Source organism: Pseudoalteromonas sp. MM17-2, assembly GCF_022347945.1.
In the GTDB taxonomy this organism is placed as follows: Bacteria; Pseudomonadota; Gammaproteobacteria; order Enterobacterales; family Alteromonadaceae; genus Pseudoalteromonas; species Pseudoalteromonas ruthenica.
Map to the genome: position 1 here is coordinate 31264 of NZ_JAKRFV010000026.1, position 24713 is coordinate 55976.

Annotated in this window: 24 protein-coding genes and 1 pseudogene; 20 read left to right on the top strand and 5 right to left on the bottom strand. The window is 42.0% G+C overall.

Translation table 11 applies throughout. From position 1 onward, the window contains the following. Positions 1–30: 30 nt before the first annotated feature. The 5 genes from MHM93_RS17295 (at position 31) to cas6f (ending at position 5293) form a co-directional block, all read left to right on the top strand. Positions 31–354 (top strand): helix-turn-helix transcriptional regulator, encoded by a 324-nt coding sequence (locus MHM93_RS17295; RefSeq protein ID WP_239449978.1) that lies wholly within the window; start codon positions 31–33, stop codon positions 352–354. Positions 355–420: 66 nt separating this feature from the next. After that, positions 421–1599, top strand: a complete 1179-nt coding sequence (locus MHM93_RS17300; protein WP_239449979.1) for a TniQ family protein — start codon at positions 421–423, stop codon at positions 1597–1599. Between the two features lie 3 nt (positions 1600–1602). Then, positions 1603–3684: a type I-F CRISPR-associated protein Csy2 gene (locus MHM93_RS17305; RefSeq protein WP_239449980.1), complete on the top strand. Its 2082-nt coding sequence runs from the start codon at positions 1603–1605 to the stop codon at positions 3682–3684. A gap of 14 nt (positions 3685–3698) precedes the next feature. Continuing rightward, complete coding sequence (gene csy3, locus MHM93_RS17310) at positions 3699–4691, top strand: type I-F CRISPR-associated protein Csy3 (RefSeq protein ID WP_239449981.1); 993 nt, start codon at positions 3699–3701, stop codon at positions 4689–4691. Beyond that, positions 4688–5293: a type I-F CRISPR-associated endoribonuclease Cas6/Csy4 gene (gene cas6f, locus MHM93_RS17315; RefSeq protein WP_239449983.1), complete on the top strand. Its 606-nt coding sequence runs from the start codon at positions 4688–4690 to the stop codon at positions 5291–5293. The genes csy3 and cas6f overlap by 4 nt, the downstream gene beginning before the upstream one ends. Positions 5294–5627: 334 nt before the next feature. Here cas6f and MHM93_RS17320 read toward each other — a convergent pair whose 3' ends face one another. Next, positions 5628–6503, bottom strand: a complete 876-nt coding sequence (locus MHM93_RS17320) for a WYL domain-containing protein (RefSeq protein ID WP_239449985.1) — start codon at positions 6501–6503, stop codon at positions 5628–5630. Positions 6504–6722: 219 nt separating this feature from the next. On the opposite strand from MHM93_RS17320, the gene MHM93_RS17325 reads away from it, so the two are divergent. From MHM93_RS17325 to MHM93_RS17380, 12 genes are all read left to right on the top strand, one after another. Further along, positions 6723–7946: a nucleotidyltransferase gene (locus MHM93_RS17325; RefSeq protein ID WP_239449987.1), complete on the top strand. Its 1224-nt coding sequence runs from the start codon at positions 6723–6725 to the stop codon at positions 7944–7946. Continuing rightward, entirely contained in the window at positions 7943–8398 is a 456-nt protein-coding gene (locus MHM93_RS17330) for a hypothetical protein (RefSeq protein ID WP_239449988.1), read from the top strand. The genes MHM93_RS17325 and MHM93_RS17330 overlap by 4 nt, the downstream gene beginning before the upstream one ends. Positions 8399–8400: 2 nt before the next feature. Continuing rightward, positions 8401–9483, top strand: a complete 1083-nt coding sequence (locus MHM93_RS17335; protein WP_239449989.1) for an SAVED domain-containing protein — start codon at positions 8401–8403, stop codon at positions 9481–9483. Next, the gene (locus MHM93_RS17340; protein WP_239449990.1) at positions 9480–10481 is read left to right on the top strand and encodes a cyclic GMP-AMP synthase DncV-like nucleotidyltransferase; all 1002 of its coding nucleotides are present in this window, start codon (positions 9480–9482) and stop codon (positions 10479–10481) included. Before MHM93_RS17335 ends, MHM93_RS17340 begins: the two co-directional genes overlap by 4 nt. Before the next feature lie 37 nt (positions 10482–10518). Beyond that, on the top strand, positions 10519–11211 hold the full coding sequence (locus tag MHM93_RS17345; RefSeq protein WP_239449991.1) for a hypothetical protein: 693 nt from the start codon (positions 10519–10521) through the stop codon (positions 11209–11211). A gap of 48 nt (positions 11212–11259) precedes the next feature. Beyond that, a complete protein-coding gene (locus MHM93_RS17350) occupies positions 11260–12639 on the top strand; it encodes a radical SAM protein (RefSeq protein WP_239449992.1) in 1380 nt (459 codons plus the stop codon). A 587-nt stretch (positions 12640–13226) separates the two neighbouring features. Further along, entirely contained in the window at positions 13227–13367 is a 141-nt protein-coding gene (locus tag MHM93_RS17355) for a hypothetical protein (protein ID WP_239449993.1), read from the top strand. A gap of 173 nt (positions 13368–13540) precedes the next feature. Then, positions 13541–13723, top strand: coding sequence for a LysR family transcriptional regulator (locus MHM93_RS17360; RefSeq protein WP_239449994.1), 183 nt, complete (start codon positions 13541–13543; stop codon positions 13721–13723). Positions 13724–13780: 57 nt separating this feature from the next. Beyond that, entirely contained in the window at positions 13781–14248 is a 468-nt protein-coding gene (locus MHM93_RS17365; protein ID WP_239449995.1) for a LysR substrate-binding domain-containing protein, read from the top strand. A 397-nt stretch (positions 14249–14645) separates the two neighbouring features. Then, the gene (locus MHM93_RS17370; RefSeq protein WP_239449996.1) at positions 14646–16589 is read left to right on the top strand and encodes a TonB-dependent receptor; all 1944 of its coding nucleotides are present in this window, start codon (positions 14646–14648) and stop codon (positions 16587–16589) included. Positions 16590–16621: 32 nt separating this feature from the next. Further along, complete coding sequence (locus MHM93_RS17375; protein WP_239449997.1) at positions 16622–17500, top strand: alpha/beta hydrolase; 879 nt, start codon at positions 16622–16624, stop codon at positions 17498–17500. Positions 17501–17714: 214 nt separating this feature from the next. Continuing rightward, positions 17715–18575, top strand: a complete 861-nt coding sequence (locus MHM93_RS17380; protein ID WP_239449998.1) for a DUF417 family protein — start codon at positions 17715–17717, stop codon at positions 18573–18575. Here MHM93_RS17380 and MHM93_RS17385 read toward each other — a convergent pair. From MHM93_RS17385 to MHM93_RS17395, 3 genes are all read right to left on the bottom strand, one after another. Then, positions 18572–19540 (bottom strand): sensor domain-containing diguanylate cyclase, encoded by a 969-nt coding sequence (locus tag MHM93_RS17385; RefSeq protein ID WP_239449999.1) that lies wholly within the window; start codon positions 19538–19540, stop codon positions 18572–18574. The two genes, MHM93_RS17380 and MHM93_RS17385, sit on opposite strands and share 4 nt — an antisense overlap. 233 nt (positions 19541–19773) lie before the next feature. After that, on the bottom strand, positions 19774–20598 hold the full coding sequence (locus MHM93_RS17390) for a DUF4437 domain-containing protein (RefSeq protein ID WP_239450000.1): 825 nt from the start codon (positions 20596–20598) through the stop codon (positions 19774–19776). A 74-nt stretch (positions 20599–20672) separates the two neighbouring features. Continuing rightward, positions 20673–21659: a zinc-dependent alcohol dehydrogenase family protein gene (locus tag MHM93_RS17395; RefSeq protein WP_152440909.1), complete on the bottom strand. Its 987-nt coding sequence runs from the start codon at positions 21657–21659 to the stop codon at positions 20673–20675. Between the two features lie 106 nt (positions 21660–21765). Between MHM93_RS17395 and MHM93_RS17400 the strand changes: the two genes are divergently transcribed. The 3 genes from MHM93_RS17400 to MHM93_RS17410 are packed head-to-tail and all read left to right on the top strand — an operon-like array spanning position 21766 to position 24360. Further along, on the top strand, positions 21766–22668 hold the full coding sequence (locus tag MHM93_RS17400) for a LysR family transcriptional regulator (RefSeq protein WP_138509059.1): 903 nt from the start codon (positions 21766–21768) through the stop codon (positions 22666–22668). Positions 22669–22711: 43 nt separating this feature from the next. Then, positions 22712–23335 (top strand): TetR/AcrR family transcriptional regulator, encoded by a 624-nt coding sequence (locus MHM93_RS17405; protein WP_171036779.1) that lies wholly within the window; start codon positions 22712–22714, stop codon positions 23333–23335. A 44-nt stretch (positions 23336–23379) separates the two neighbouring features. Further along, a complete protein-coding gene (locus MHM93_RS17410; RefSeq protein WP_239450001.1) occupies positions 23380–24360 on the top strand; it encodes an MDR family oxidoreductase in 981 nt (326 codons plus the stop codon). Between the two features lie 163 nt (positions 24361–24523). Here MHM93_RS17410 and MHM93_RS17415 read toward each other — a convergent pair. Beyond that, positions 24524–24713, bottom strand: a pseudogene (locus MHM93_RS17415) (NO-inducible flavohemoprotein); the annotation flags it as partial.

Sequence of the window (24713 nt, forward strand, 5' to 3'; positions counted from 1 at the left end):
TAGCTACTGAAATTAGTAGCTAAGGTTCAAATGGATACGCCAACACCCGCTCGCCTGAAAGCGGCCCGCAAAGCAGCTGGCTTTACCCAGCAGCAACTGGGGATCGCTTTGGGAATGGAGCCAAATACTGCAAGCGCAAGAATGAACCAGTACGAAAAGGGCAAACATTCGCCCGACTTTTTAACGATGAAACGTATAGCTGAAAAGCTAAACGTGCCTGTCGCATATTTTTACTGTGAAGAGGATACACTAGCCGAGCTTTTGTGCGCGATTAGCAAGTTGTCTATAGAAGATCAGGCTGAAATGCTCGAGGAAGTTCAAAAGCGTCACACAACAGTAGAACAATCCAAATAAAAAATTTAGCAAATCCAACATCTTTCGACTAAACCTAAACTAAGATTAACTTAGTTTAGGTTCGGAATGCATTTCTTAGTTCAAACTAAGCCTTTCAAGGATGAAGCCCTAGAAAGCTACTTACTACGCTTAACGCGAGACAACGCTTATGCCGACTACCATGAGCTAGCCGATATTATTTGGCAGAGCTTGGTTGAGTGTGACCATGAGTTGGAAGGGGCATTTCCGCTAGATCTTAAGACTGCCAATCTACACCACGCCAGCCAATCAAGCCGTTTTCGCGTCAGGGCGTTCAAGCTCGTTGCGCAGTGGGCTGCTCTGGCATCGCTTGAACTTATTCGCTTATCCTGGCTGCGAAGCAATACTCAGTTTGGGCATTTGACCGCCCTTATTCGCGACCAACTTCTTATACCCAGAATGCTTCTAAGAGGAAACTATGTTCCAATTTGCTCAGAGTGTTTAAAGGAAGAGAGTTACTTTCCCTATTATTGGCATTTAAAGCCCTACAAGGCCTGTCACAAGCACAAAGTGCAATTACAGTCTCACTGTGCTGAGTGTGGCGAACTAATCGATTACAGAGCGTCTGAGCAGTTCTCACAGTGCAGCTGTGGTGCTAAGCTAAAGACTATGGCTCCTGCAAGTGAAGCGGACATAGCGGTTAGTGAAGGGCTCAGCGGTGCGGATGCGCACCGCTTGGTGGGTAAGTTGACATGGTTTGCTTGCCAGTACGGCCATGACATAGAGCAGGCTAACTTCAATGAGGCTTTCATCAAATATTTTAACCAATGGCCTGATAACTTTTTCTCTGAGCTAGATGAAAAGGCATCTAGGGCACGAGAAAAGCAGCTAAGGCCATTTAACCACACAAAATTTAATAGTGTTTTTGGTGATGTGATCAAAGTTAGTAAAGTAGCTGCGCCCAACGTCTTAAGAACGAATGTTATCGTTGATTCATTACTTGATTTTCTCTGTGATTTGGTTGAAAAGAACCCAAAACAAAAACACCCGAACATCGCAGACCTGCTGTTAAATAGTTTGGATGCCGCAACTTTGGTTGGTACGACTTTGGAACAGGTGTTTAGGCTATATCAAGAGGGGCAATTAACTTGTAGCGAGAGATTGAACAAGAACGAACGTTTGCAGCCAGATAGGTGCATTTTCTATCTGCGTCAGGTAGTTGAATTGGCGCAATCGCAAGGGCGTTATGTCGGTGACTTCAAAAATCAATTTATCACGCCATGGTGAATTATGGACTTAGCTGAAGCGTTGGCGCTCAAATCTGTGCGTGAAAAATCTGATGCACTGCGAAAACTATTTGCTCCCTATGCTCCATCCGTTGTGGTCGACGGATATGAACAGCAGATAGCTGCTGTGCTCATCAACTTAGTTTATAAGCGCAATGAACAGATTGACCTGACAAGCATCAATGCAGCGAAAAGTGTTCTAAAAGACACAGAACTGATGGCGAAGTGTATCAGTGAGGTGAAATGGTTTCATACCCATAACCTGAAATATCCCGATATTCGAGTCAGTCACCAACGCTTGATTGCACAAGTGATCGATAAGGATATCCCCGCGGTAACCAGTGCTTCTTTGCCTAAGCTATTGGGTTGGTCACATAACAGCGCTGAGATTAATCATGCAAAACTGTTTTTGACCTCATTCCAGTGGCAAGGCGAAGTAAATAATCTAGCCAGTGTCTTGATTGACGAACAAACCGCTTGGGTAGAAGCGATGAGAAACTTGGGTTTAACCAAAAAGTCCGTAATGGCATTAGCTACGAAGATAAAAGAGTTATTATTTGCCACTGACTTGCCAGGCGAGGTCAGCGAGTTCACCCCTCAATTGATGATGCCCTATGGAAAAGAATACCTGAGTGTTTCTCCTGTGGTGAGCCATACAATGCTGGCCAGGGTTCAGCAACTGGCTCGGGATAAAGCGGTGAATTGGGGAGTGGTTGAACATACACGACCTGCAAATGTCGGTGATTTACCAAGTTCCTTAGGTGGTAATGTACGTGTGCTCAGGTATTTTCCTGCAACGTCGCGAAAGAGCAGCTTAGGGGAGTATATTGAAAAAGACCCGAACGAAAGACTATTCAATCATAAGGTACTTACAAGCAAAAGCTTTAAAACCGCACTTACCGTTTTGACTGGCAGACCAGTTTATAACACTCTGAGGCAAAAACGGTTAACCCATGTTGCTGCGATACGTCAATTGCGAAGTACCTTGATGCAGTGGTTAGACAAAATTATCGGGTTTCAAAATAATGGAAACCACACTCTTGTGCCAGAGCCTCTGAAGTCGCTCGTAGAGAATTTAGCGCCGAATAATACCGGCATAGTTAGTGAGCTGAGTGGTAGGCTGAATGAGCAATTATCTACCCAAGCTTCATTGAAGAAATTTGCATACCACCCTGAGTTAATGCCGGTATTAAAACATCAGCTGAGATATGTGCTAACGTACAAGGAAGCTCTAGAAGAAACCTTGGTCGATTCTCAGGTTATGTATGTTTACTGCAAGGGGCTTCGCATATTCGATGCTGAGGGGATGCCTAACCCGTATTTGCAGGGTATTCCTTCGTTAACCGCATTGGCGGGAGTTGCAAATAAATTTCAGCGCAAGCTTCAGTCTATTGTTGACCCTTCTATCGAGTGTATTGGTTCGGCTATATTCTTACACAGCTATCAATTACATACCGGCAAGCCATTGCCTGAGCAGAATCAGCTTAAAACTAACCAAGGAATTACCTCGGCAAAAAGACCGGGGATAGTTGATAAGCCCAAATGTGATATGACGATTGATTTGGTATTTCGGCTTTTTGTGCCTCACGAGAGCACTCGGACTCAATTAACCGACAATATGTTTAAGGCAGCTTTCCCTACCTCTTTTGCTGGCGGCACCATGCACCCGCCATCGCTGTATGAAACCGTCGAGTGGTGCCAGGCATTCACCAGTCCAACTCAGCTTTTTGGAGAACTGAGTTTGCTGCCGTCGAGAGGTTGTTGGCTTTATCCTTCAAAACACCAGGTGAGAACGTTCGAAGACATGGTGGAATTACTAGACGCAGATCCAAATCAACGGCCCGCTGGGTTAGGGTTTGCGTCACTGGAACAGCCGACCCAGAGGAAAGAGGCGTTAGGATCTAAGCATTGTTATGTTGAGCCCGCAATTGGTTTATTAGAATGCGTTAACCCAATTACTACACGCATGGGAGGAGCAAAGGCATTCTTTCATAATGCCTTCTGGGTAATAGGAGTCGAGAAAACGTCTATGCTTATGAAAAAAGCCAAGTTTGAGTACACTCAATGCGACTCCCGCGACACCTAAGTTATACGCGTTCCTTGTCTCCGGGCAAGGCCGTATTTTTTTATAAAACTTCCGAATCCGACTTCGAACCATTGCAGATAGAGCAGAATAAACTGATTGGGCAGAAATCCGGTTTTACCGATGCATATCAAAAGCTCGGAGAACCCAAAAGCCTTGCACCCCAAGATCTAGCTTTTGGGAATCCACAGACCATAGACGTATGCTATGTGCCACCGACTGTGAATGAGATTTTTTGTCGTTTTTCTCTGCGGGTAGAGGCGAACAGTGTTGAACCATACGTTTGCGATGACCGTAAAGTGAGCTATTGGCTGAAGCGCTTTGTCGAGACCTACAAGGAGCATGGTGGTTTTAAAGAATTAGCCTCACGTTATGCGAAAAACATACTGATGGGAAATTGGTTATGGCGTAATAAGCAATCACCGGGCTTTGATGTTGAAGTGCTCACGGAACACTCAGAACCAATCGTGATTGAGGGTGCTCAAAGGTTAAAATGGAATGGCGTTTGGGGAAACGATGAGGCTGCATTAGCAACCTTGACCGAGGCTATTGAAAATGGTTTGGCTAATCCTCAGGCCTATTGCTATTTGGACATTACCAGCAGAATTAAAACGGCCTTTTGCCAGGAGATCCACCCCAGTCAGAAGTTTGTAGACAATGTTGAACAAGGAATGTCATCCAAGCAACTAGCCTACACTCAGGTGGATGGTAAACAAGTTGCAAGTTTGAATGCGCAAAAAGTTGGCGCTGCAATTCAAACCATAGACGACTGGTACACAGAAGATCTCAAGCGTTTGCGTATTCACGAATACGGTGCAGACAAGCAGGTATTAGTTGCGCATAGAACGCCAAAGAATGGTTTGGATTTTTACTCTCTACTTCCAAAGGTCGCTGTTTATATCAGGCATATGGAGAGGGATGGTCTGGAAGATGATGAAGAGTCTAAGCACATTCACTATCTGGCATCGATCCTGTTGAAAGGTGGTTTATTCCAAAGGTCTAAAGGATGAAGCGCAGCTATTTCACGGTCACCTATCTCCCAATCAATTGCGATTACTCGCTGCTTGCTGGCAGGTGTATTGGCATTTTGCATGGCTATTTAAGCAGATTTGAACTTGATGGAATAGGTGTGAGTTTTCCCAAATGGAACGAGGAGACTGTAGGTAATCAAATCGCGTTTGTTTCCGAGAACGAGAGCCATTTACAGACACTGCGGCAGCAAAATTACTTTCAGATGATGAGCCATGATGGCCTGTTTAAATTATCTGAGATTAGAACAGTTCCGGAGCTGGCCGATGAAATTCAGTTCGTGCGCAACCAGTCCATATCCAAAGCCTTTGTCGGCGAAAGACGCAGAAGAATGGTAAGGGCAAAGCTAAGAGCTGAAGCCCGAGGGGAAGAGTACAACCCGATTTATGAATTTGAGCCCACAGAAATAGAGCATTTTCACTCAATACCGATCACAAGTAAAAGCAATAACAATGAGTTTGTATTACATATCCAGCGGCGGGAATGTTCTGGTACAGCGGGTGGATTTAATAAATACGGTTTTGCCACAAACGAACATCACCTCGGTACAGTACCGAGCCTTTCTGGCCTTTTAATTAGTTAATCGAAATTAGTCATTTTAAATCAATGTATTCAGAGCAGCGCTGATGAGAAGGTGAAATTGAGTTTTTAAGCTTAATCCTTTGTATGTAATGAATATATTGACTAACCTTTATTGTGAACTGCCGAGTAGGCAGCTGAAAATTTTGTGAAAGGTTAACCAGAGCGCGCTTTAGAGTGAACTGCCGAGTAGGCAGCTGAAATCAGGCCAGGAAGTAATCAATCACAACATGTTACTTTTAACTGCCGAAAAGGCAGGGCTAACTTTGAAACACCCCAGCAAATGCTGGGGTGTTTTCATTAGCTCTCGGAAAGGTGTATTTCTAGGAAGTCAACTATTATTCCTCCTCAAAGCCGTCGAAATATGGCGCCATGTTTAGTCCTTCGACCCCGTATAAAGATAGTCTGTTTTTTAGTCTCAATCGGAAATGTTTATCTTCTGTGGGTACTCGTGCACAATCGACATAGAGGCTTTTTAAAAAATAACCAGCTGATGATGCTCTAATCCTTTTCTTTAAAACACCCTCAACCATGTTGAATTCATTAATCACACCTCGGGTGTCCTCCAAGCTGGGGTGAGGAATTATTTCAAGATCAATGATTCTATTCCATTGAATATCCTCTGCTTTCCGTTCAAGTGTATTTGGTGCTTCTTTTTCGATTATTTTTGCACTCAGAAATCGAGATATGACGAAGTCACCAAATCTATTCTTGTTTCTATCAAATGCCCGTACATGCCACCTGGAGCCATTGTACATGTATGAATGTGGAACTAACGTCTTAGTACTGATCCCACTAGAGTTGGAGAAATATTCTGTTTCTATAACTCTTTGTGAAAGAATTGTTTTTGTTATTTCAGTGACAATGTTTAAATCAGGTTCATCAATAATATCGAGGATTTCATTGGAAATATACGAATGAGAGAAGCTTTGAATTTCTCTACCTGTAAGTTGAGCCAAGACTTCTGAGGATTTGAAGTTGAATAAGGGCTCCCATTGCTCGCTAAGTACGTAATTTTTAGAGCTAGATGTATCTGAGATATTGTTTGGCATTAGCTTCTTATATTCCGCTATATCTCTACTAGCGGCAGCTGTTCCAATTCCAAATTTCTTAACGAGATCCGCTCGAGAGAAACTACCTAAAAACCGTAAGCAAAACTCTATATACGTTAATCTTGAGACTTGTGCTGATGGTAAGTGCCTGAGACTGATCATCGTAAAACTACTCCCACTTTTATTTTCCTTTATAAATATCATAGTGCTACGCTGTATACAACATTGATTTCAAGGTTGGACTTTAAGGAAACAGTCAAGCGATCATAAAAATCTGTTGATCGTATCATCATGATACTGTAGTATTCAATTTAACCAGGGTTGATTCGTTATCGAACAAATGGCTAGAGAAGACATGTACATGTAACAGAGGAGTATCAAATGAAAGCGGAATTATATAGAGAAAGTTTTGACTCCTTATCGAGAGCTCAGAAGTCATTACTTACAGAGCTGATAGAGTATGCATGTGCATCGCTAGAACCATCCCCGACGAAAAGGGAGCTAGCAGAACGTCGCTATAAAGCTGTTGGAAAGTGGCTCTCAGAAAGTGACTCTCCTATATTTAAGTCTGCGGAAATATATCCACAAGGTAGCCAAAGGATTGGCACTACGGTGAAGCCATTATCACAGAATGAGTTTGACTTGGATTTTATTTGCTACCTGCCAAATGCGGTTGATATACACCCTGATATTTGCAGACAAAACGTTGTACAGAGGCTCAAGGAAAATGGCCACTTTAAAGATTTAGTCTCAGAATTAAACAGGGGGTGTAGGGTTGACTATGCCGATGACTTTCACCTCGATATTACACCGAGTATTCCTGATCAAAATAATGCAAATGAAGCGTACGCGATATCTGTGCCTGACAAAAAATTGCAGGAGTGGAAAGCATCCAATCCAAAAGGATATGCCAATTATTTTGATTCTATTGCTGAGTTGATGCCTCACTATAAAGGCTATATGGATCGGGCAATTTTAACTGAAGCTGTGAGTAATGAGAGCATTGAAGAACTGCCGGAACATAGCCAGTTTAAAGGAATATTGAGGCGTTCTGTTCAAATAATGAAACGTCACCGAGACCTACTTTTTTCAGCTACTCCTCAGCTTAATGGAAAAGCTCCCATCTCAATCATTATTACAACGTTAGCGGCAAAAGTTTATCAGGATATCGTAACAAATAATGTCTTTGATAATGAGTTAGAGGTTTTGCTGACTGTTGTTGAAAGAATGCCAGAGTACATCGAGAGAAGAGTTTATGGAAATCGCATAGAACTATGGGTGCCTAATCCCAAAAATCAGTATGAAAACTTTGCTGAAAAATGGAACTTGGATCCTCAAAGAATAGAAGCGTTTCGATTTTGGCACTGTGACATAATGGCTAAGCTTCGCGAACTTTCAACAGTTAAGTCGCTACAGTTTATAAAGGCTAGGCTAGAAGAGTTGCTTGGTGAATCACCATCAAAAACTGCTATCGCCAAACATTATGAAGTGATAAATCACAACCGTGAGCAACAAAACTTATTTGTCAAAAGTAGTGGTGCGGTTACAACCTTCGCTACATGTACCCCTGTGAAAGCTAATACATTTTTTGGGGCTCATGAATGAGTAGAATAGAGATTTGCCATAAAACATTACATCAACAATTACTTAGTCTGAAAAGAAGGTACCCCCACGGGAAAGGAGAGGTAAAGCAGCATCAGTTAATTTGGTATTGTGACTTGCGGCTCGGTGATCCGTACGGTACATACAGAATTAAAGTGACTTACAAATTGAATTCCGCACCAAGTGTATTTGTCATTTCTCCTAATTTGTACGAAATAACCAGTGGGGAGACTCCCCCCCATATCTACACTTTCACCCAAGATAAAATAAAACTATGTCTGTTTCTTCCTGGCTCCGGAGAGTGGAATAGAAATAAGTTTTTGAGCGATACGGTAGTGCCTTGGGCTTCACTTTGGCTGATCTATTTCAATGGGTGGTTGGCAACAAATGAATGGTATGGAGGTGGCGAACATCCAAATGTGGCGGAATCTTATGAACAAAGAAGGGAACTTTGATAGTGAAAATAGCACATTTGGTTTTTAGTTTTCTCAAGTGGTATATAGAACTCATTAAACGACCAAGCCTCATGGCTCTAGGTAAGTTTATGATCTCTTGGTCTTTAGCAGCGCTAGGAGTAACTAATTTAAATCTATCTGTGAAAACTGACTTTATCAATTTTTCTTTAAATCCAAGTACCTTAAGTGATGGGTTTTTGATTTTTACACTAGGTGTCGGAGTTGTTTTTGCAGCTTACGCATCATGGAGAGAGTATAAAGTCGCTGAAGATTCACAGCTTCTAAAAATTCATCACATGGGGTTGGTGAATCACAATATTGGTGATGTTCAAAGTGAATTACCAAAGCCTTTGAAAAAGATTAAACCTCAACCACTTAATATTGATTATGCTGGTAGTCACAAAACGGAGAATGTTAATTCGCTTGAAGAGCAGCTGAGAAAAATTTGTCAAATACCCGAAGTCATAAAAGATAGCGGGAGTTCACTGAACAATGGTAAAAAGCACCTTGTATATGCTGGTGTCGCTCCAGTCCCTATGGTGGCAGCGGCAGGACATATTCTTGGCAATATGCAGAATATACATGTTGCCGACTGGGACCGTCGGAATAAGAAGTGGCATTTCAATGATGAGTTTGATGATGGGGAACAGTTAGTCTTTGTTGACTTAAGAACATCAAAAAAGAATTTGAAATCCGTCAGTATTATTATTTCATTGAGCTTACCAATCAGTTACGAATCTGTGTATCGAGATTTTCCGGATTCCAATTCTTATGGTGTGAAGCTTGAATCAGGGAAGTATGGTTATGACCAAATTTGTAGTAACAGGAAACAAGAGAGATTTGCTTTAGACATTCTATGTTTCATTAATAATGAAATTATACCTAATTACCCAGAGCTACAGTGTATAAACTTCTTTGTGGCCGCTCAATCTTCTTTCGTTTTTAGACTCGGCGCTTCCTTAAATCAAGGGCATTTACCTAAGCTGCTATTCCATCACTTCAACCCAGAACTATCTGAACGTAAACACCCTTGGTCTGTTCTCCTTCGCAGTGGCTCGATTTCTGACTATGAGGTAGTAGCATGAAACTGATTAAATATTTCAATGAATTCATGAGCACAGAGGTTTGTTTAAATCAAAGTCGGATTAATGCATTAGAGCAACGAGTGAGCACTATTACGGGGGTCATCAAACAAAGCGTGAGTTTTAAAACTGCGTATATTAACGCCATTCCTCAGGGAAGCTATGCCCAGAAAACGATAATAAAACCGACTAAAAAGAAAGCCGTATTTGACGCAGATGTTGTCGTTTATTTGAAACCGATAAAAGGATGGGAACCTAGAGATTATATCCAGGCATTATATGAGTTGTTTCAGGCTTCAAATCAATATAGTGGCAAAGTGTCACGACAAACCCGCTGTTTAAAACTTAATTATGCTGGCGAGTTTCATATTGATATTGTTCCATGTGTTCGTAAGCCGTTAATCATTGGCCACCAAAATTATGTCTGCAATAGGCAAACCAATGAGTTCGAATCTTGCTCAAGTGAAGAGTTTAGCGATTGGGTAGCAGGGAAAAATTCTGTTACTAAAAATAATAACTTAATTAAGTCGATCCGTTTGGCTAAATACCTTAGAGATCATAAGCAAACCTTTTCGGCAAAATCAATTTTACTAACTACATTGTTGGCTACAAGAATTTCCTTGTGGGATGAGGTTTTCGGTAGAGATAAGTATAAAGATTTACCTACTTCTTTTAAGAGCTTGTTTAATAAGCTTAATCAGTGGCTTGAACAGCGTGATTCGATGCCGATTGTGACTAATCCAGTTGATGAAGAAGAAAGCTTTAACCGCCATTGGAACGAGCAAAAGTTTCAGAATTTTAAGTTCCAAATTAAGACGTACAACGATTGGATTAACGATGCATATTCTGAAGGTGATATGGAACGATCCATAGAAAAGTGGCGTAAGATATTTGGAGAAAACTTCGCTAAATCATACCCGATAAACCGATTAACTTCTTGTGTGAAAAGGTCTTCAGGCAAGGGGGCAAGGCAAAAAAGGGAGGGGAGCTGCCGATGTTGAGTAAGCTCAAAGTGTTAAACTTTTTAGGAGTGGACTTATGATTGATAAGTTTAAACAGGTTTTCAATAAACTAAAAAGCTTTTATTTCCAAGTGAAGAAAACGTTCAGGTCAGAATATATTACCAACCTCTCTGGAGCTCAGGCAGTAGGAGAGTTTTTGAAGTTGGCATTTGCTCCTTTTTATCTTTCGTTTGCTTTAGGGTTAATGACGCTGGCAAGTGATGAAAAATGGAATGGAGTTTTTATGACTGCAATTGATGAATTTATGCAGTTAACAGGATTAAAGTTGTCTCTATATACAATTTTTGTAGTAATCGGAGTTAGTTTTCTATTTTATCACTGGACTAGGGTGACGGGTTTTTGTGCTATGTTAGTGCGTACGCTATCACATGCTGGTTTTGCGATGACAGCCATTGTCTTTGGTGTGTTGTGGGGAATTACTATTCCCGCCTGTGTTGATGCCGGAAGCATTTCTCCCCTGAAAATGCTGGTAGTGATCTCGTCTTTTTTTGTTTCTATAGCTATTGCGTTTTTTTATTCTGCCAAGGTTTTTTCTAGTAATGTGAGAAGCGAAATTGATACTGCTTTTGGTAAGCATACTGGGAAGGCCACATTTGTCATAGGAGTCATTTGCATACTTGTAGGCGTCAAGTTTATCATTATTGATGAAAAGTGGAGTGGAACTCAACCAGAAAAAACATCCTGTCCGGAAGTCAGCTCTTCTAAATAAAAATAGTCATTGACGATAGAGGGAAATTAACATTTAAAAGGAATTACATTGAGAAAAATATTTTGTATATCAGCCGGCCAGCTTCAGACCAAGAAAAGAGATCTTTTGATCCATCGAAGAAATCGATATTTAAATTATGGGCTGCTTTCTTTAGCATCAATCTTAAAACGTAATGGTTTTGATACGATTCAGATACAAGGAAACTTTGATAGCCCTGAACATACATTATCGTTATGTATCGAGCATGGAATATTAAGAAGTAATGCTCCTGTGCTTGTTTCCATTCCTAGCTTCTATGCAATCGGTTGGACCAACCGATTTTTGACTGAACTTAAACGTTTGTTACCTAAAAAGAAAATTATTATAGGTGGGCGCTGGGTAGTTGATGGTCAAATAGAAGATATGAAAGGACTCGTTCCATTAGCTGACATTGTATGTGATGGAGTGGCCGAGTCACGCATTTTGAAGCTTGTAACAGGCAATGAAAATGCGACTCAGCTTTATTCTGACAAAAGTGAGATTAGTCAAGATGCTAGCCTGGATTATACCCTATTACACGAGAGAAACTTGTACCAGCCAAGCATAGAGATTTCTAGAGGCTGCGGAATGAAGTGTTCTTTCTGTCAAGAAAGGGATGAACCTCTTACTCCTTTGAAAGATCCTGGAATAATCTTAAAAGAAGCTCAGTCCACTTTTATGGATGATGGATTAACTCCAATGAACTTTTATCTCGAGGCTTCTTTGTTTGCTTCTAACCAAGAATGGTCTGAACAACTCGAGTTTGAGGTGTCTAACAGTTCAATTCCTCGCTTTAATTGGCGTACTGAAGCCAGAGTCGACAGCATAAGAGTAAAACATTTGGAATATTTGTATCGTGCTGGATTGAGGGTTGTGGACTTAGGGTTAGAAAGTGCAAGTTGTAATCAACTAATAGCAATGAATAAGTCAGTAAAACCCAAAAATTATTTGGCTAAAGCATCTGAACTTATTAAAGCAGCCCATAATCTTGGGATTATGGTTAAAGTAAATATTCTTTTATATGCAGGCGAAACTCTAGCAACAATAGATGAAACGTTGACTTGGTTGGATATACACGCTCATTACATTACGGGCGTTTCAGTGGGGCCGGTGATTGTTTTTGGCTGGGAGAGCAATGTAAAAAGTTATCTGAGAGAGTTGTCACTTTTGGGAGCGAGTGTAGCTAGTAAGCCGATAACGGGAATCACTCATATAAATCTCAGCGAAGAAATCGATTATGAAAAGTCATTAGAACTAGCTGCATGGATAGGGAAAAGGTATTGCGATGAGAAAAACTATTTCGCATTAAAATCTTTTTCATATTTTTCAAGGGACTACGGCTTCGATGAGTTTTTGAGTGACAGTAAACCGGTCAGTGAACAGCTTAACTACAGAATCTCACGTGGTTAAGTGAGGCTTAAAATTGAACTGTGCTTTTGGTGGTATATTTTGTCGGCTTTTACTTCAAATTTATGTCAACTTATACTTCCAAAACATTCAGATAGAGCCCAGAGCAAGGGCTCATTCTATGTCAACTTATACTTCAAACGACACCCTTGTTGTTTGAAGTATAAGTTGTCATAGCCAATTTTTAGTCAGTTCACTAAAAACACTAATGTACTGACGCACACTCAAACACTCCTGAGTAAAAAAACCTTTTTAAATTTGCCAGTCAAAAGAACAAGGCGACCTGTCTCGTAGAGTTCGATGCCTGTTTCCACTTCGAATATTCCCCAGCGATTACCGTGTTCGAGGCTCAGCCTCTAGGCTTTAAATACGACTATGTGAACTGCCGAGTAGGCAGCTGAAATTAGGCTAGGAAGTAATCAACCACAACAGTTACTTTTAACTGCCGAAAAGGCAGGGCTAGACATCATACACCCCTGCAAATACAGGGGATTTTCTTTTATTCAAAACGGTAATTTAAGGTATATCTAACCGTATTGAGTCAGGGTAGGAGCTTTCCTATAAATAGTGTTCGAATATTTGGATTGCCAATGTTATCACTAACAGTCACCACCTTTGTTGTCGGCTTGTACATTCTGGCAAAGCGAGTGAAAAATAAGCGAGCTAGCTTTAGCTTGTTGTATGCTCGTGATAAACAGCAAAAATGGGCGTTCAAAAGAGAGTCGCAGTGAGATCAATTGTCTCATTTCAATAGGACATCTTGCCAACTCATTTATGCCCCTTTTCGTGTTAGCACGGAAACTGTCCTTTTACCAGACTTATGTTTCAATAGTGCCTTGTAGTATCGAAAACACTTACCACAAGCTCTAGAGATTTATGTTCTATGCCACCTACTGGAAGCTTAATGGGTGGTATTGACGTGAACTTATCTCAAATTGATCTGAACTCGCTCTTTGTTTTAAAGCACTTGCTCGAAGAGAAGCATGTATCTAACACCGCTATGGCTTTAAATATGAGCCAGTCTGCGGTAAGTCGAACACTGCAAAAAATGAGAGTTTTCTTTAATGACGAATTACTGGTGCGCTAGAAATATGGCTATGAACTGACTCCAAAACCAGAGTCAGTAAGGCAAGACATCAATAATGTGATTATCAGTTTAGTAAAACTTGCCCATAGAGACTCGTTTGATCCGAGCACTGTATCAAGCGCCGTTAAGGTTTACGGCCTTCTTCCTCAGATTAATACCTTAATGCCTAAGGTTATCGCTAAGATTCGGCAAGAGGCTCCAAACCTTAAGGTCAGTTTGGACTCAGCACCAAAACGTCATTTTGATGCGTTGGTGGCTGGAGATGTTCATTTCGCACTCTCCTCTCATCAACCGCCAAGCTCTGAGCAAAATATCTATCGAATGGTTGTTGCTAAGCGCACTTTCCGTTTGCTTATGAACCGCTATCATCCACTGGCCGATTTAGATCTAACTCCAGAGAGTTTGGCCGAATTTGACTTTGGACAAGTCTCTTTGCAGGGTGAGAAGCGATTGTCGTTTGAGCATGAATACCAAGAGCTAGAGTTAGCGAACAAAAAAAGCGTTTATCAGCGCCAGTGCAACTGAATAACTGTAGTTCTGCTCCAAGTATCGCTGCGGAGACTGAGATTATATTTCATCTACCGACACCTTTTGCAAAAGCAGCTTGTCAAGACCCTCGCTTGATCATTCGAGAAGTACCTGCCGAGCTACAGTTGGATTTTCAAGAAGTCTTCCTATATTGGCACAAACGCTTTAACGATGATCCTATGTGTGAATGGGTACGAGAGATCTTTAAACAGCTCTTTGTTGGAACCGACACTTTAGCTTAAATGCTTATATCGGGTAATTCGTAGGTAACTATTCGTATATTGGATAGTGATATTCTCTTTTCTCGATAGTGGTTAACTTGTCAGTGATTATGGTAATCATGTTATAATTGATAATAATTATTAAATGCAATTACATTTTAGACCTATTCAATATGAAGCCTCTTTTCACATACTCTCTATTTTCTACATCAGTTGTTTCTGCTTGTATTACTGTACCTATGGTCGTTGTTGCAAATGACCAGTTACCTGAGACTGATATCAATACAACGGCAATGGAAACCGTAGTGGTTACAGCCTCTGGTTACGAACAGAATGTCACAGAAGCGCCAGCAACAATAAGTGTTCTCACCCGAGAGCAACTTGAAAATCGCTCATATAAAGATTTGACTGATGCTTTAAGTGATATACCTGGGGTAACTGTCACAGGAGGTGGTGATGGCCAAGATATCTCAATTCGAGGTATGCCCGCTCAATATACGGCCATTCTTGTTGATGGCAGGAAGCAGTCTGGTCGAGAAACTCAAACTAATGGTAGTACGTTTACTGAACAAGACTGGCTTCCCCCGTTGAGTGCAATTGAACGTATTGAAGTTGTACGTGGCCCTATGTCAACCCTTTATGGGTCTGATGCTTTGGGTGGTGTGATTAATATTATTACGCGTAAAAATTATCAAGAGTGGCGCGGAAGCTTGCGTGCAGAAACGACGCTTCAAGAAAATTCAAAATCTGGAAATAGCTATCAAGGGCAGCTTTATCTTGCTGGCCCTGTCATTGAAGGTCTGTTGAGTACTTCTTTGACTGGACTGTATCAGGAAAGAAAAGAAGATGAAATTGAAGGTGGTTATGCAGGTAAGACACTCGACAGCTATCGAGCTTCTATGTACCTCACACCTACCTCGGATGACACTTTTACTCTGGAGTTCACCAATCATAACCAAGAGCGAGAGACCACTCTAGGTAAGTCAGTGGAACGAGAGTCTCAAGTTGCAGTACGAGAATATGAACGCCAATCTATTGGTTTAAGCCACGACGGAAACTACTCTTGGGGTACAATCTCTTCATTTATCAGTAATGAAACAGTAAAAAATATCGGTGCAGATAAAGAAGTCGAGAATAGTCAAATTAATACGCAATGGGATTTGCCTCTTAATGCTCACTACTTAACACTGGGCGCATCTTTCGAGCAAAAGGATCTGACTGATAATAAACTGTCATTGACCTCTAAAAACAAGCAATGGGCAGTATTTGCTGAAGATGAGAGGTATCTCACGGATACATTCGCTTTCACCCTTGGTTTACGTTACGACGACAATGAGATCTTTGACGGGCAATTTAGCCCAAGAGCTTACGGGGTCTGGTCTATTGACCCTAGCTGGACGCTAAAAGGTGGTGTGTCTACGGGGTATCGAGCACCTAGTTTGACACAAATGGACGAAGAGTGGGTTCAAGAGAGCTGTAGAGGACGTTGTTCTATTTACGGTAATTCAGACTTAACAGCAGAAACCTCCATCAATACAGAGATGGGACTGTATTACGTTAATGAGCGAGACCTTTCTGCAAACATTACTTTTTTTTACAGCGACTTCAAAGACAAGATCGAAAGTGAGTTTGTCGATCCGACGTGTACTGATAGCAGAAGTTGCGACCGCACTTACGTCAACATTGATGATGCGAACAGCTATGGTGCAGAAAGTTCCGTATCTAAGGGTATTACAGAGTCAATTACACTAAGTGCAACCTACTCGTATACTCGTAGTGAAAAGAACACTAATGACGATGATGATGGCTTGCCTCTTGTACAAGCACCTGAACATATCTTCTCACTTAATGGTGATTGGGCAGTGCGTGATAATGTTGCTTCATGGGCCCGTATGAACTATCAAAGCAAAGAGAAAAGCAACATCACTAGTGATAGTACAAGAACGTTGGCACCTTCTATTACTTACGTGGATCTCGGTGTGAACTGGCGTGTAACTAAGAATGTGAAGTTAATGGCAGCGGTTTATAACTTGTTCGATGAGCAAACCACAGAGGAAGAGTTTGGCTACATTGAAGATGGCCGACGCTACTGGTTAGCGGCTGAAGCGACTTTCTAATCTACTCACTTTTTTAAGCGAATAACAAAACAATGAATACGAAAATTAAGTTTGCGATGATCTCTCTGCTACTTATACCCTTTGTCTGTTTGGCTGGGGAGTTCAATGTAGAGAAGGATATCTTGTTCAAAACTGTAGGTGAAAGAGAGATTAAACTCGATCTTTATACTCCTTCGGTTGAATCAAATACTCAGTACCCGTTATTAGTCTGGGTACATGGTGGTGCATGGAAACGTGGGAGCAAAGACGCCATCCCAGAAAAGAACCCACTATTACTTCAGTCTGTGTTGAATGAAGGTTATGCGCTAGCTTCAGTTGATTATCGCTTAAGTGGAGAAGCGATCTTTCCTCAACCAGTACAAGACATTAATGATGCACTGAACTATTTGTACGACAATGCTGAAAAGCTCGATATTAAAGCGGACAATGTTGTGATCATGGGACGCTCTGCTGGCGGGCACCTCGCTGGCTTTATTGGTGCGACTAATTCGGCATACAACCAAGTAGATTTCTATGAGCCACCAAAGTACAAGGTCTCAGCCGTAGTGAGCTTTTTTGGCCCTACCGATTTACTTGAATTGAGTAATAAAGGTGGCAAGAAAGCCAGCAAAAAATCGTCTGTATCTCGTTTCTTAGGAGATATTCCAAACAATATTCCAAAGCTTGCCAAGAAAGCATCAACGACGAGTTATGTGAATGAAAATACTCCACCATATATACAGTTACACGGCACCTTGGATAAGCGAGTGCCTCTATCTCAAAGTGAGATACTTAAGGCTAAGCTTGATGAGCATGGAGTTACCAACCAACTTTTCATTGAAGAAGGTGTAGGACACAGTGCACCTGTCTTTGATACCGAGAAGTACGTTACTCATGTTTTGGACTTCTTAAATAAACACTTTCCGAACTAACAGCTCTAGCTTAAAAGTTCAAAGGGGGGGAAATACTGAGCCACCTGTGATTACAGTTGGCTTTTTCATGTATCTCTATTGGGCATTTTATCATTCTGATTAATGAGAGAGGCTGGCTCATTTTCAGGCAATGGTTGAATTTATAGAAATTTAAGAGTGAGATTTTTTACTGCTTGGTTGGGTCTATTTAGCTTTCCATGCAGTGAGATAAAAAATGAATTTAAAGTACACTAATTTGATAGTACTCATTTTGATGAGTTTCAGCCTTCTAATACTAGGGCTGTCTTTTACGCTGGGAGCTAACCCTGCAGCAGTTAAGGAGTTTTCAACATTTTATAATGTGACTGGTTTGGTCCCAACAAGGACGTTAGGGTTTGTCTTTGGGGTTGGCTTATGCTTTATGGCTATGAGCTTTTTACTGACTTATATGGAGGTGATGGATACAAAGGTATCATTTTTATTGGTTACCATCGTTTGTGTTTTCGTGCTTTTGACTTTAGTGTCGCCAAGTCGATGGTTAGCCTCTGAAGGTGGGTTTCCGGTTATTGGCTCGGGGCAGGGAATTATCAAGTATTTTGCGATACTGCCAGTTTTCACATTCTTGTTTTATAAAGATAAATTCAAAGATAATTGCCACACTGCTTTAAATTATCTGCCTGTTGCAATGGTGTTGATTTGGATTGGAGGCGTGAAGTTTATGGAGTTTGAGGCTAAAGCAATTGTAAAATTGGTTGAGACCTCTCCTTTTATGTCTTGGATGTACGAAGTGTTTAGTGTTCAAATGGCCTCTAACGTTATAGGGTTTTTCGACATCACTTTTGCCTTTCTTTTGGGTGTAGGCATTATTTTTCGTCAACAAAGGCTAATTCTATTCAGCGCGTTGGCTTGCTTTTCAGTTTTCTTGATGACTCAAACGTTTATGTTTAGCGCAGAAGCTGCACTGAGCGACGAAACTTTACTGAATCGGCTAGGACAGTTTGTAATAAAAGATCTATGGTTCATAGCCAACCTTGTGATAGTGCTTCACCTCACAACGAGTAAAGAGGGCAAGGTGTTTATGGCGAAGAGAGCCTAACTAGCTTTATCTTTACACGAGTACATTTGCTGATCTGCAATGTGTATGAAATCCCTTAAATTGGCATTTTGGCTGGGAGCAATCTCCGCTCCCCCCGCTGAAAAACAAATCTCGGGGGTCCCTAAATTGTCACACTCGCTATTTTGTTTATCATTTATGCGCTGTATGAATTCTTTTTGTGCGACCTGGTCATCACTGTTAAGCATTACGACAAATTCGTCGCCTCCCCAACGGCACAATAAGTCGGACTCTCTAGTGCAAGACTTTAGGATATGGGCGAAGCGCTGCAATACCTGATCTCCGGCTTCATGCCCTAAAGTATCATTGATGGACTTAAAGTTGTTTAAATCGATGAAAAGCAGCTGTGCGTTTCTATTCAGCCGACAGGACAGGGCAGTAAACTTGTCAAAGGCTTCCTCGAAACCACGGCGGTTATAGATGCCAGTGAGTGGATCAAGGCGGCTTTCAACTTTCAATTCATTCTCTTTATATATATGCGCTAAATCGCTATTGATGACGTCCCTCATTAGCTCAAAAACATCGAATAAATGCTGCTTGTACTCGGTGGGAGCCGTATCCATAACACATAAGGTGCCAAAGCTTCTGCCATCAGGCCACTGTATTGGATACCCCAAGTAGGAGACGTAATTATCTTTGGTATATTCGGGGTTGTTATTCCATTGGTCGGTTGTTGAAGCGTCTTTAACATACATTGGTGTATTACTTTGCACCACATGATGACAATAAACATTGACTTCTTTGCTAGCTGAACCACCAGGAGAGTAATGGGTTGTTGGTAACTCCGAAGCCACTAACACTTCAATGCCTTTGGTTGAAGCTTGGTTGATAAAAGCCACTGGGGAATTGAATAGTGCAGCGACCGTGTTTACTAGTTTTTGCCATCGCATCCATTCAACATCTTCTATCGCTAAATCATGAAGCGATTTATAAGGATACCCTGACATACTTACTCCTCAAGGCTAGATTGACTACGAAATTATAGTTCAATTTAAGCGGCTGTCATGAAAGTAGTTCACCGAGTGGATAGCTGGTTTGCGTTGGCAATGCTAATTTATCCATATTACTGCGTAAGTAACGCCTTAGACTATGTTTGGTAATCACCACTTATAAGGCAAGTCGCCAGTAACAAGCAAACTTGCCTTTTGTTTACGGAACTGAAAGTGCAGTTAATAAACCTTCATATCTTTATCACCTTAAATACGTCGTTGGTGCGGATGTACAGGACCGTTTCTGATTGAGTGGTAAAGCGGTGGTCGGTAACGCCTTCAGAGCTAAAAAGGCTGCCTGATTTAAGAGAAGTTGTGGTGTTTTGGCCTTCGTACTCGATATTTCCTTTGATGACGACGGCTTTAAATTGTGAAGACTCACTCTTTAACTTAACAGATGTATTTGCGGGCACTTTCAAGAAATACCCGGTCATTGCAGTGCCTGAACTGCTTTGCCATAGTTTTGACAAGGCGATTCCGGAGCCTGACAACATTTTTGATTGATGAGAATCAACCCATGCTATATTTGACCAATAAAGATTGAGGGGTTGCTCTTTTGTAGCAAATTGCTGTTGCGGCGGTTTGACTAAGTAAGGACCTTCGTCTATCTCCAAGTAAATCATATTTTCAGCGCTGTTCGCAGCGGTTATATGATTTGAGCCTGCCGGCTGAGTCCAGAATGAACCTGTGGTCATCCAGTTCGGCTGCGCTGTAGGATCGTCATTGTGCAAACTACCACTAATAACCACTGCACGATACGCGACATTATGAATATGTGGGGGAGATGAAAAATCAGGCTTGAACTTTACCAGCATGCCTGTGGCACCTGACGTTGTTCTATCACCCCATAGATTGAGTGCTTTTGGGCTATTCTCACCACGTAAAGGGTTTAGGTACCCCCATTCAATCTTGTTATCAAACGGCTTTACAAAGGTCGACTGCGCCTCGTCAGCGTTTACAAAGTGGCTACTAAGTATTACCAAGCTTATAAATGAAAGCCTTAAAGTGAGTAGCATAAGATTCTCCTAAAGTGTGAGTGTGAGGAGCTTTCCCAGTTGGCTCCTCACAGAAAATTGAAGATATCGAAAAACTACAGCGTCACCACAACTTTACCTGTTGCTTTACCGCTTTCCAGCCGTTGATGAGCTTGACCAATTTGCTCAAGCGTATAACGCGATTCATCCAAGACTGGTTTTAATTTTTTACTATCAACCAACTCTGCCAACCGCGCCAATATCACTCCATGCTCGCTGCGACCAGTGTTATGAAGCATTGGAATAAGCATGAACACTACATGCAGTGACAAGCCTTTAAAGTGAACCATGTTTAGATCTAAGTTGAGCATGGAAACGGTGGATACGACATGTGCGTTAAGCGCCGCAGCTTCGAATGAGTTTAGGAGGTTCTCGCCACCCACCGAATCGAATACCACGTCAAATCCCTTGTCCTTGGTATATTGCTGCGTGTAACTCGCAACGGACTCTGTTTTGTAGTTAATAGGGGTTGCTCCAAGCTGCTCTATTAACTCAAGTTGGCGCTCCCCTCCACCTGTTGAGTATACTTCTGCTCCGAAGTGGCGAGCTAGTTGCAGTGCAATGTGGCCAACGCCTCCAGAGCCGCCATGGACTAGCACTTTTTGGCCTTGCTTTACGTTGGCGCGAATAAGCCCTTCATATGCTGTTATCCCCACTAGTGGAATTGCAGCGGCTTCCTCCATAGACGCTGTTTTAGGTTTGATGGCGACTAAATCAGCATCCGCAACAATATATTCAGCAAGAGTGCCTGGAAGGTCAGCTAAACCGCCTGCACAACCGTAAACTTCATCCCCCACTTTAAATGACTGAACGCCTTCACCAACTGCTTCAACCACTCCTGCAAAATCCATCCCTAAAAGGGCTGGAGCCGAAGGAGATAAAGGCAGATCAGCGCCCATTTGACGGATCATCGTATCCACTGTATTGACGCTAGTGGCCGCAATTTTCACGAGTACATGGCCTTTTTTCACTTCAGGCTTTGTGAGTTCTGTTAGCTCGAATACATCCGGACTTCCGAATTTATTTACAATCATAGCTTTCATAACGTGACCTTTTGTCGATTTGATTGGAACGTTTTTTAGTCTAATTGCTGCGTTTTTATTTGAAAATTGCTATTTTCAAAGAATCAGTTTTTTGATTTTATTGAAAATGAATTTAGATCACTTAAAACTATTTATTCGCGCCGCACACACGTACAACATCAGTCAAGCAGGTAAGGAGTTAGGCTTAAGTCCCGCTGTTGCCAGTGCACATATTTCTAAACTTGAAAAAGATTTAGGAATACGATTGCTACACCGTACAACACGCAAGGTATCCCTTACCGAGGATGGCCATGCCTTTGTCCGTTATGCAGAGGACGTGATTGATAGTATCGAGGCTGCTAAAGCATCTGTGGGAATCGGCAATGCGAGTCCTCGGGGGACATTGCGCATTGCCGCTCCAGCTTCATTTGGCAGAATGCATTTGCTTCCGGCAATACCAAAATTTCTGACTAAATATCCACAAGTTTCGATTGACCTAAAATTATCCGACACGATTATCGATCTTGTAGAAGGGGGGTTTGATATTGCTATTCGCAATGCTGAAATGACTGACTCAAGCCTCATCGCGCGGAAATTGGCAGCAGATACTAGAGTAATATGCGCCGCCCCAGATTACCTATCCGAACACGGTCTCCCCACGACCCCCAGCGATTTGTATGAGCATAACTGCATTACGCTAAATAATGTCGACCGTTGGTCTTTTCTTGGCCCTGAAGGTCAGATAAACATCAAAGCAAAAGGAAACTTCTCGACAGATAATGGTGAGGCTATTCGTGATGCCTGTATCGCAGGTCTTGGGATCACCATTAACTCACGATGGAGTGCATATAAGGAACTCGCCTCAGGAAAGCTAGTAGAGCTCCTTCCAGAGTATCCACTTGTTTCCGATACGGCAATATGGGCGGTATATCCGAGCTCGCGCCAACTGGCGCCTAAAGTGCGAAGCCTTATAGATTATTTGATCGAATATTTTGGTTCCGTTCCTTACTGGGATAAATACGGGTCTTGATTTTTATAGACGATCAGTCTATTTTTTGATTATGAGTACAAATATGAAACCAAAGCGTCCACGAGGGCGCCCGGCAAAGGTCTTGGGCGAGCATAACGATACCCGTCGTAGGTTACTTCATGCCGGAGTTGAGGTGTTGACGGAAGCTGGCTATTCGAGTATTGGAATAGAAACCATACTAAAGAGAGAGGGGATCCCGAAAGGATCATTTTATCACTACTTTGATAGTAAGGAGGCTTTCGGTAAGGCTGTTATAGAGAGCTACAATCAATTTTTTAAAAAAAAGTTAGCAAAGCATTTGCAATCCGATGAACATAAGCCGCTCAGTGGTTTTCACGCATTTGTCGCAGATGCTATGTCCGGAATTGAGAAATATAAATTTCGCCGAGGCTGCCTTATCGGTAATCTTGGCCAAGAGCTTAGTACTTTGCCTACCAGCTTTGGTGATCAGTTAACTGATGTATTCACTCAGTGGAGTTATCTATTAGCAGCGTATCTTAAAGCAGAACAAGATAAGGGCAATGTCGACAGTTCCATAGACTGCACTTATCACAGTAAGCTATTTTGGATAGGTTGGGAGGGGGCAATTCTTCATACTAAGCTTCAAAAGGATGTTGAGCCAATCAGAATGTTTGTAGATTTTTACCTAAGCGGTTTAAAAGCGTAATTTTTTTATATTTTTATAGACGATCGGTCTAATTTGGAGGTTTTATGTTTAACGCTTTAGTCATAGACAAAAACGGTGAGCAAACAACGGCGCTAAAATCCGTTGACCAATCACTATTACATGAGGGCGATGTTGTCATTGATATCGCCTATTCGACCCTAAATTACAAAGATGCCTTGGCTATTTGCCATAAACCGGGTGTCGTAAAGCAATGGCCAATGATCCCAGGTATCGACTTCGCAGGGGTTGTCAAAAGCTCATCTCATAGTCGTTTCAAGGCGGGAGATGCGGTACTTCTCAATGGGTATGGTGTTGGGGAAAAGCATACCGGTGGCCTTGCCCAGCAAGCTCGTGTTAACGGCGATTGGCTGATTCCACTGCCAGAAAATCTAAGTCTTAAGCAATCAATGGCTATTGGAACCGCTGGATACACATCTATGCTATGTGTTTTAGCCCTAGAGAAGCAGGGTGTTACTCCTGAGTCAGGGCCTATATTAGTAACCGGAGCTGCAGGAGGAGTGGGCTCGATAGCAATCTCAATCTTAAGTAAGCTGGGTTACAACGTAACTGCTGTTTCAGGGCGTTTAGAACAAGAAAGTTACCTCCGTAATCTAGGAGCGAATGCAGTTTTGCCGCGTTGCGAATTTGAAGGTGAGGCGAAACCACTCTCCAAGGAAAAGTATGCAGGTGTTGTAGATGTTGCAGGCTCAAACATATTGGCCAATGCTATTGCTCAAACTCAATACGGTGGAGTAGTAACAGCTTGTGGATTGGCTGCAGGCATGGACTTGCCTACAAGTGTAGCCCCTTTTATTTTAAGAGGCGTTAAACTCATTGGTATTGATAGCGTCATGGCACCAATGGAGCAACGCTTAGAAGCTTGGCAGCGTCTAACGGTCGACTTGGAACTGTCGATGCTCGATGATGCGATACAGTGCATCCCTTTAAGTGGTGTGCAAGAGGTAGCACAGCAGTTACTGCACGGCCAAGTGCGAGGTCGGGTTATTGTCGATGTTAATGCGTAATATTTTGTATCTGGTTGCGAGAGACTCGCTTTAGTTTGGCAATATTAAGGGACTTCAAATAGCCGCCAGGAGTATTGATAATTTTGATTTATCTCCCAACCTTCGTCATCAGTGGCCCAAAGCAGTGCGTGGTAACTGCCAGCGAGCCACTGTGCATTAATGACTAAAGCTCAGCGTGGGGGCCAAACACTTCGTAATGTATACGATGATCACTCACCCCCATTGCGATTAAGCGGGTTTTTACAAACTTCATAAAGGCCAGCGGACCACACACGTAAAAATCACCATCGTCGATGGGCAGTGTGATAGCGCAGAAATCCATGAAGCCGTTAAATGTATTGACCATGTCGCCT

What these genes read in the sequence shown, in the direction of transcription:
- MHM93_RS17295 (WP_239449978.1), top strand. Translation starts at nt 31, where the DNA reads ATGGATACGCCAACACCCGCTCGCCTGAAAGCGGCCCGCAAAGCAGCT.
- MHM93_RS17300 (WP_239449979.1), top strand. Translation starts at nt 421, where the DNA reads ATGCATTTCTTAGTTCAAACTAAGCCTTTCAAGGATGAAGCCCTAGAA.
- MHM93_RS17305 (WP_239449980.1), top strand. Translation starts at nt 1,603, where the DNA reads ATGGACTTAGCTGAAGCGTTGGCGCTCAAATCTGTGCGTGAAAAATCT.
- cas6f (WP_239449983.1), top strand. Translation starts at nt 4,688, where the DNA reads ATGAAGCGCAGCTATTTCACGGTCACCTATCTCCCAATCAATTGCGAT.
- MHM93_RS17320 (WP_239449985.1), bottom strand. Translation starts at nt 6,503, where the DNA reads ATGATCAGTCTCAGGCACTTACCATCAGCACAAGTCTCAAGATTAACG.
- MHM93_RS17325 (WP_239449987.1), top strand. Translation starts at nt 6,723, where the DNA reads ATGAAAGCGGAATTATATAGAGAAAGTTTTGACTCCTTATCGAGAGCT.
- MHM93_RS17330 (WP_239449988.1), top strand. Translation starts at nt 7,943, where the DNA reads ATGAGTAGAATAGAGATTTGCCATAAAACATTACATCAACAATTACTT.
- MHM93_RS17340 (WP_239449990.1), top strand. Translation starts at nt 9,480, where the DNA reads ATGAAACTGATTAAATATTTCAATGAATTCATGAGCACAGAGGTTTGT.
- MHM93_RS17345 (WP_239449991.1), top strand. Translation starts at nt 10,519, where the DNA reads ATGATTGATAAGTTTAAACAGGTTTTCAATAAACTAAAAAGCTTTTAT.
- MHM93_RS17355 (WP_239449993.1), top strand. Translation starts at nt 13,227, where the DNA reads ATGTTATCACTAACAGTCACCACCTTTGTTGTCGGCTTGTACATTCTG.
- MHM93_RS17360 (WP_239449994.1), top strand. Translation starts at nt 13,541, where the DNA reads ATGGGTGGTATTGACGTGAACTTATCTCAAATTGATCTGAACTCGCTC.
- MHM93_RS17370 (WP_239449996.1), top strand. Translation starts at nt 14,646, where the DNA reads ATGAAGCCTCTTTTCACATACTCTCTATTTTCTACATCAGTTGTTTCT.
- MHM93_RS17375 (WP_239449997.1), top strand. Translation starts at nt 16,622, where the DNA reads ATGAATACGAAAATTAAGTTTGCGATGATCTCTCTGCTACTTATACCC.
- MHM93_RS17380 (WP_239449998.1), top strand. Translation starts at nt 17,715, where the DNA reads ATGAATTTAAAGTACACTAATTTGATAGTACTCATTTTGATGAGTTTC.
- MHM93_RS17385 (WP_239449999.1), bottom strand. Translation starts at nt 19,540, where the DNA reads ATGTCAGGGTATCCTTATAAATCGCTTCATGATTTAGCGATAGAAGAT.
- MHM93_RS17390 (WP_239450000.1), bottom strand. Translation starts at nt 20,598, where the DNA reads ATGCTACTCACTTTAAGGCTTTCATTTATAAGCTTGGTAATACTTAGT.
- MHM93_RS17395 (WP_152440909.1), bottom strand. Translation starts at nt 21,659, where the DNA reads ATGAAAGCTATGATTGTAAATAAATTCGGAAGTCCGGATGTATTCGAG.
- MHM93_RS17400 (WP_138509059.1), top strand. Translation starts at nt 21,766, where the DNA reads ATGAATTTAGATCACTTAAAACTATTTATTCGCGCCGCACACACGTAC.
- MHM93_RS17405 (WP_171036779.1), top strand. Translation starts at nt 22,712, where the DNA reads ATGAAACCAAAGCGTCCACGAGGGCGCCCGGCAAAGGTCTTGGGCGAG.
- MHM93_RS17410 (WP_239450001.1), top strand. Translation starts at nt 23,380, where the DNA reads ATGTTTAACGCTTTAGTCATAGACAAAAACGGTGAGCAAACAACGGCG.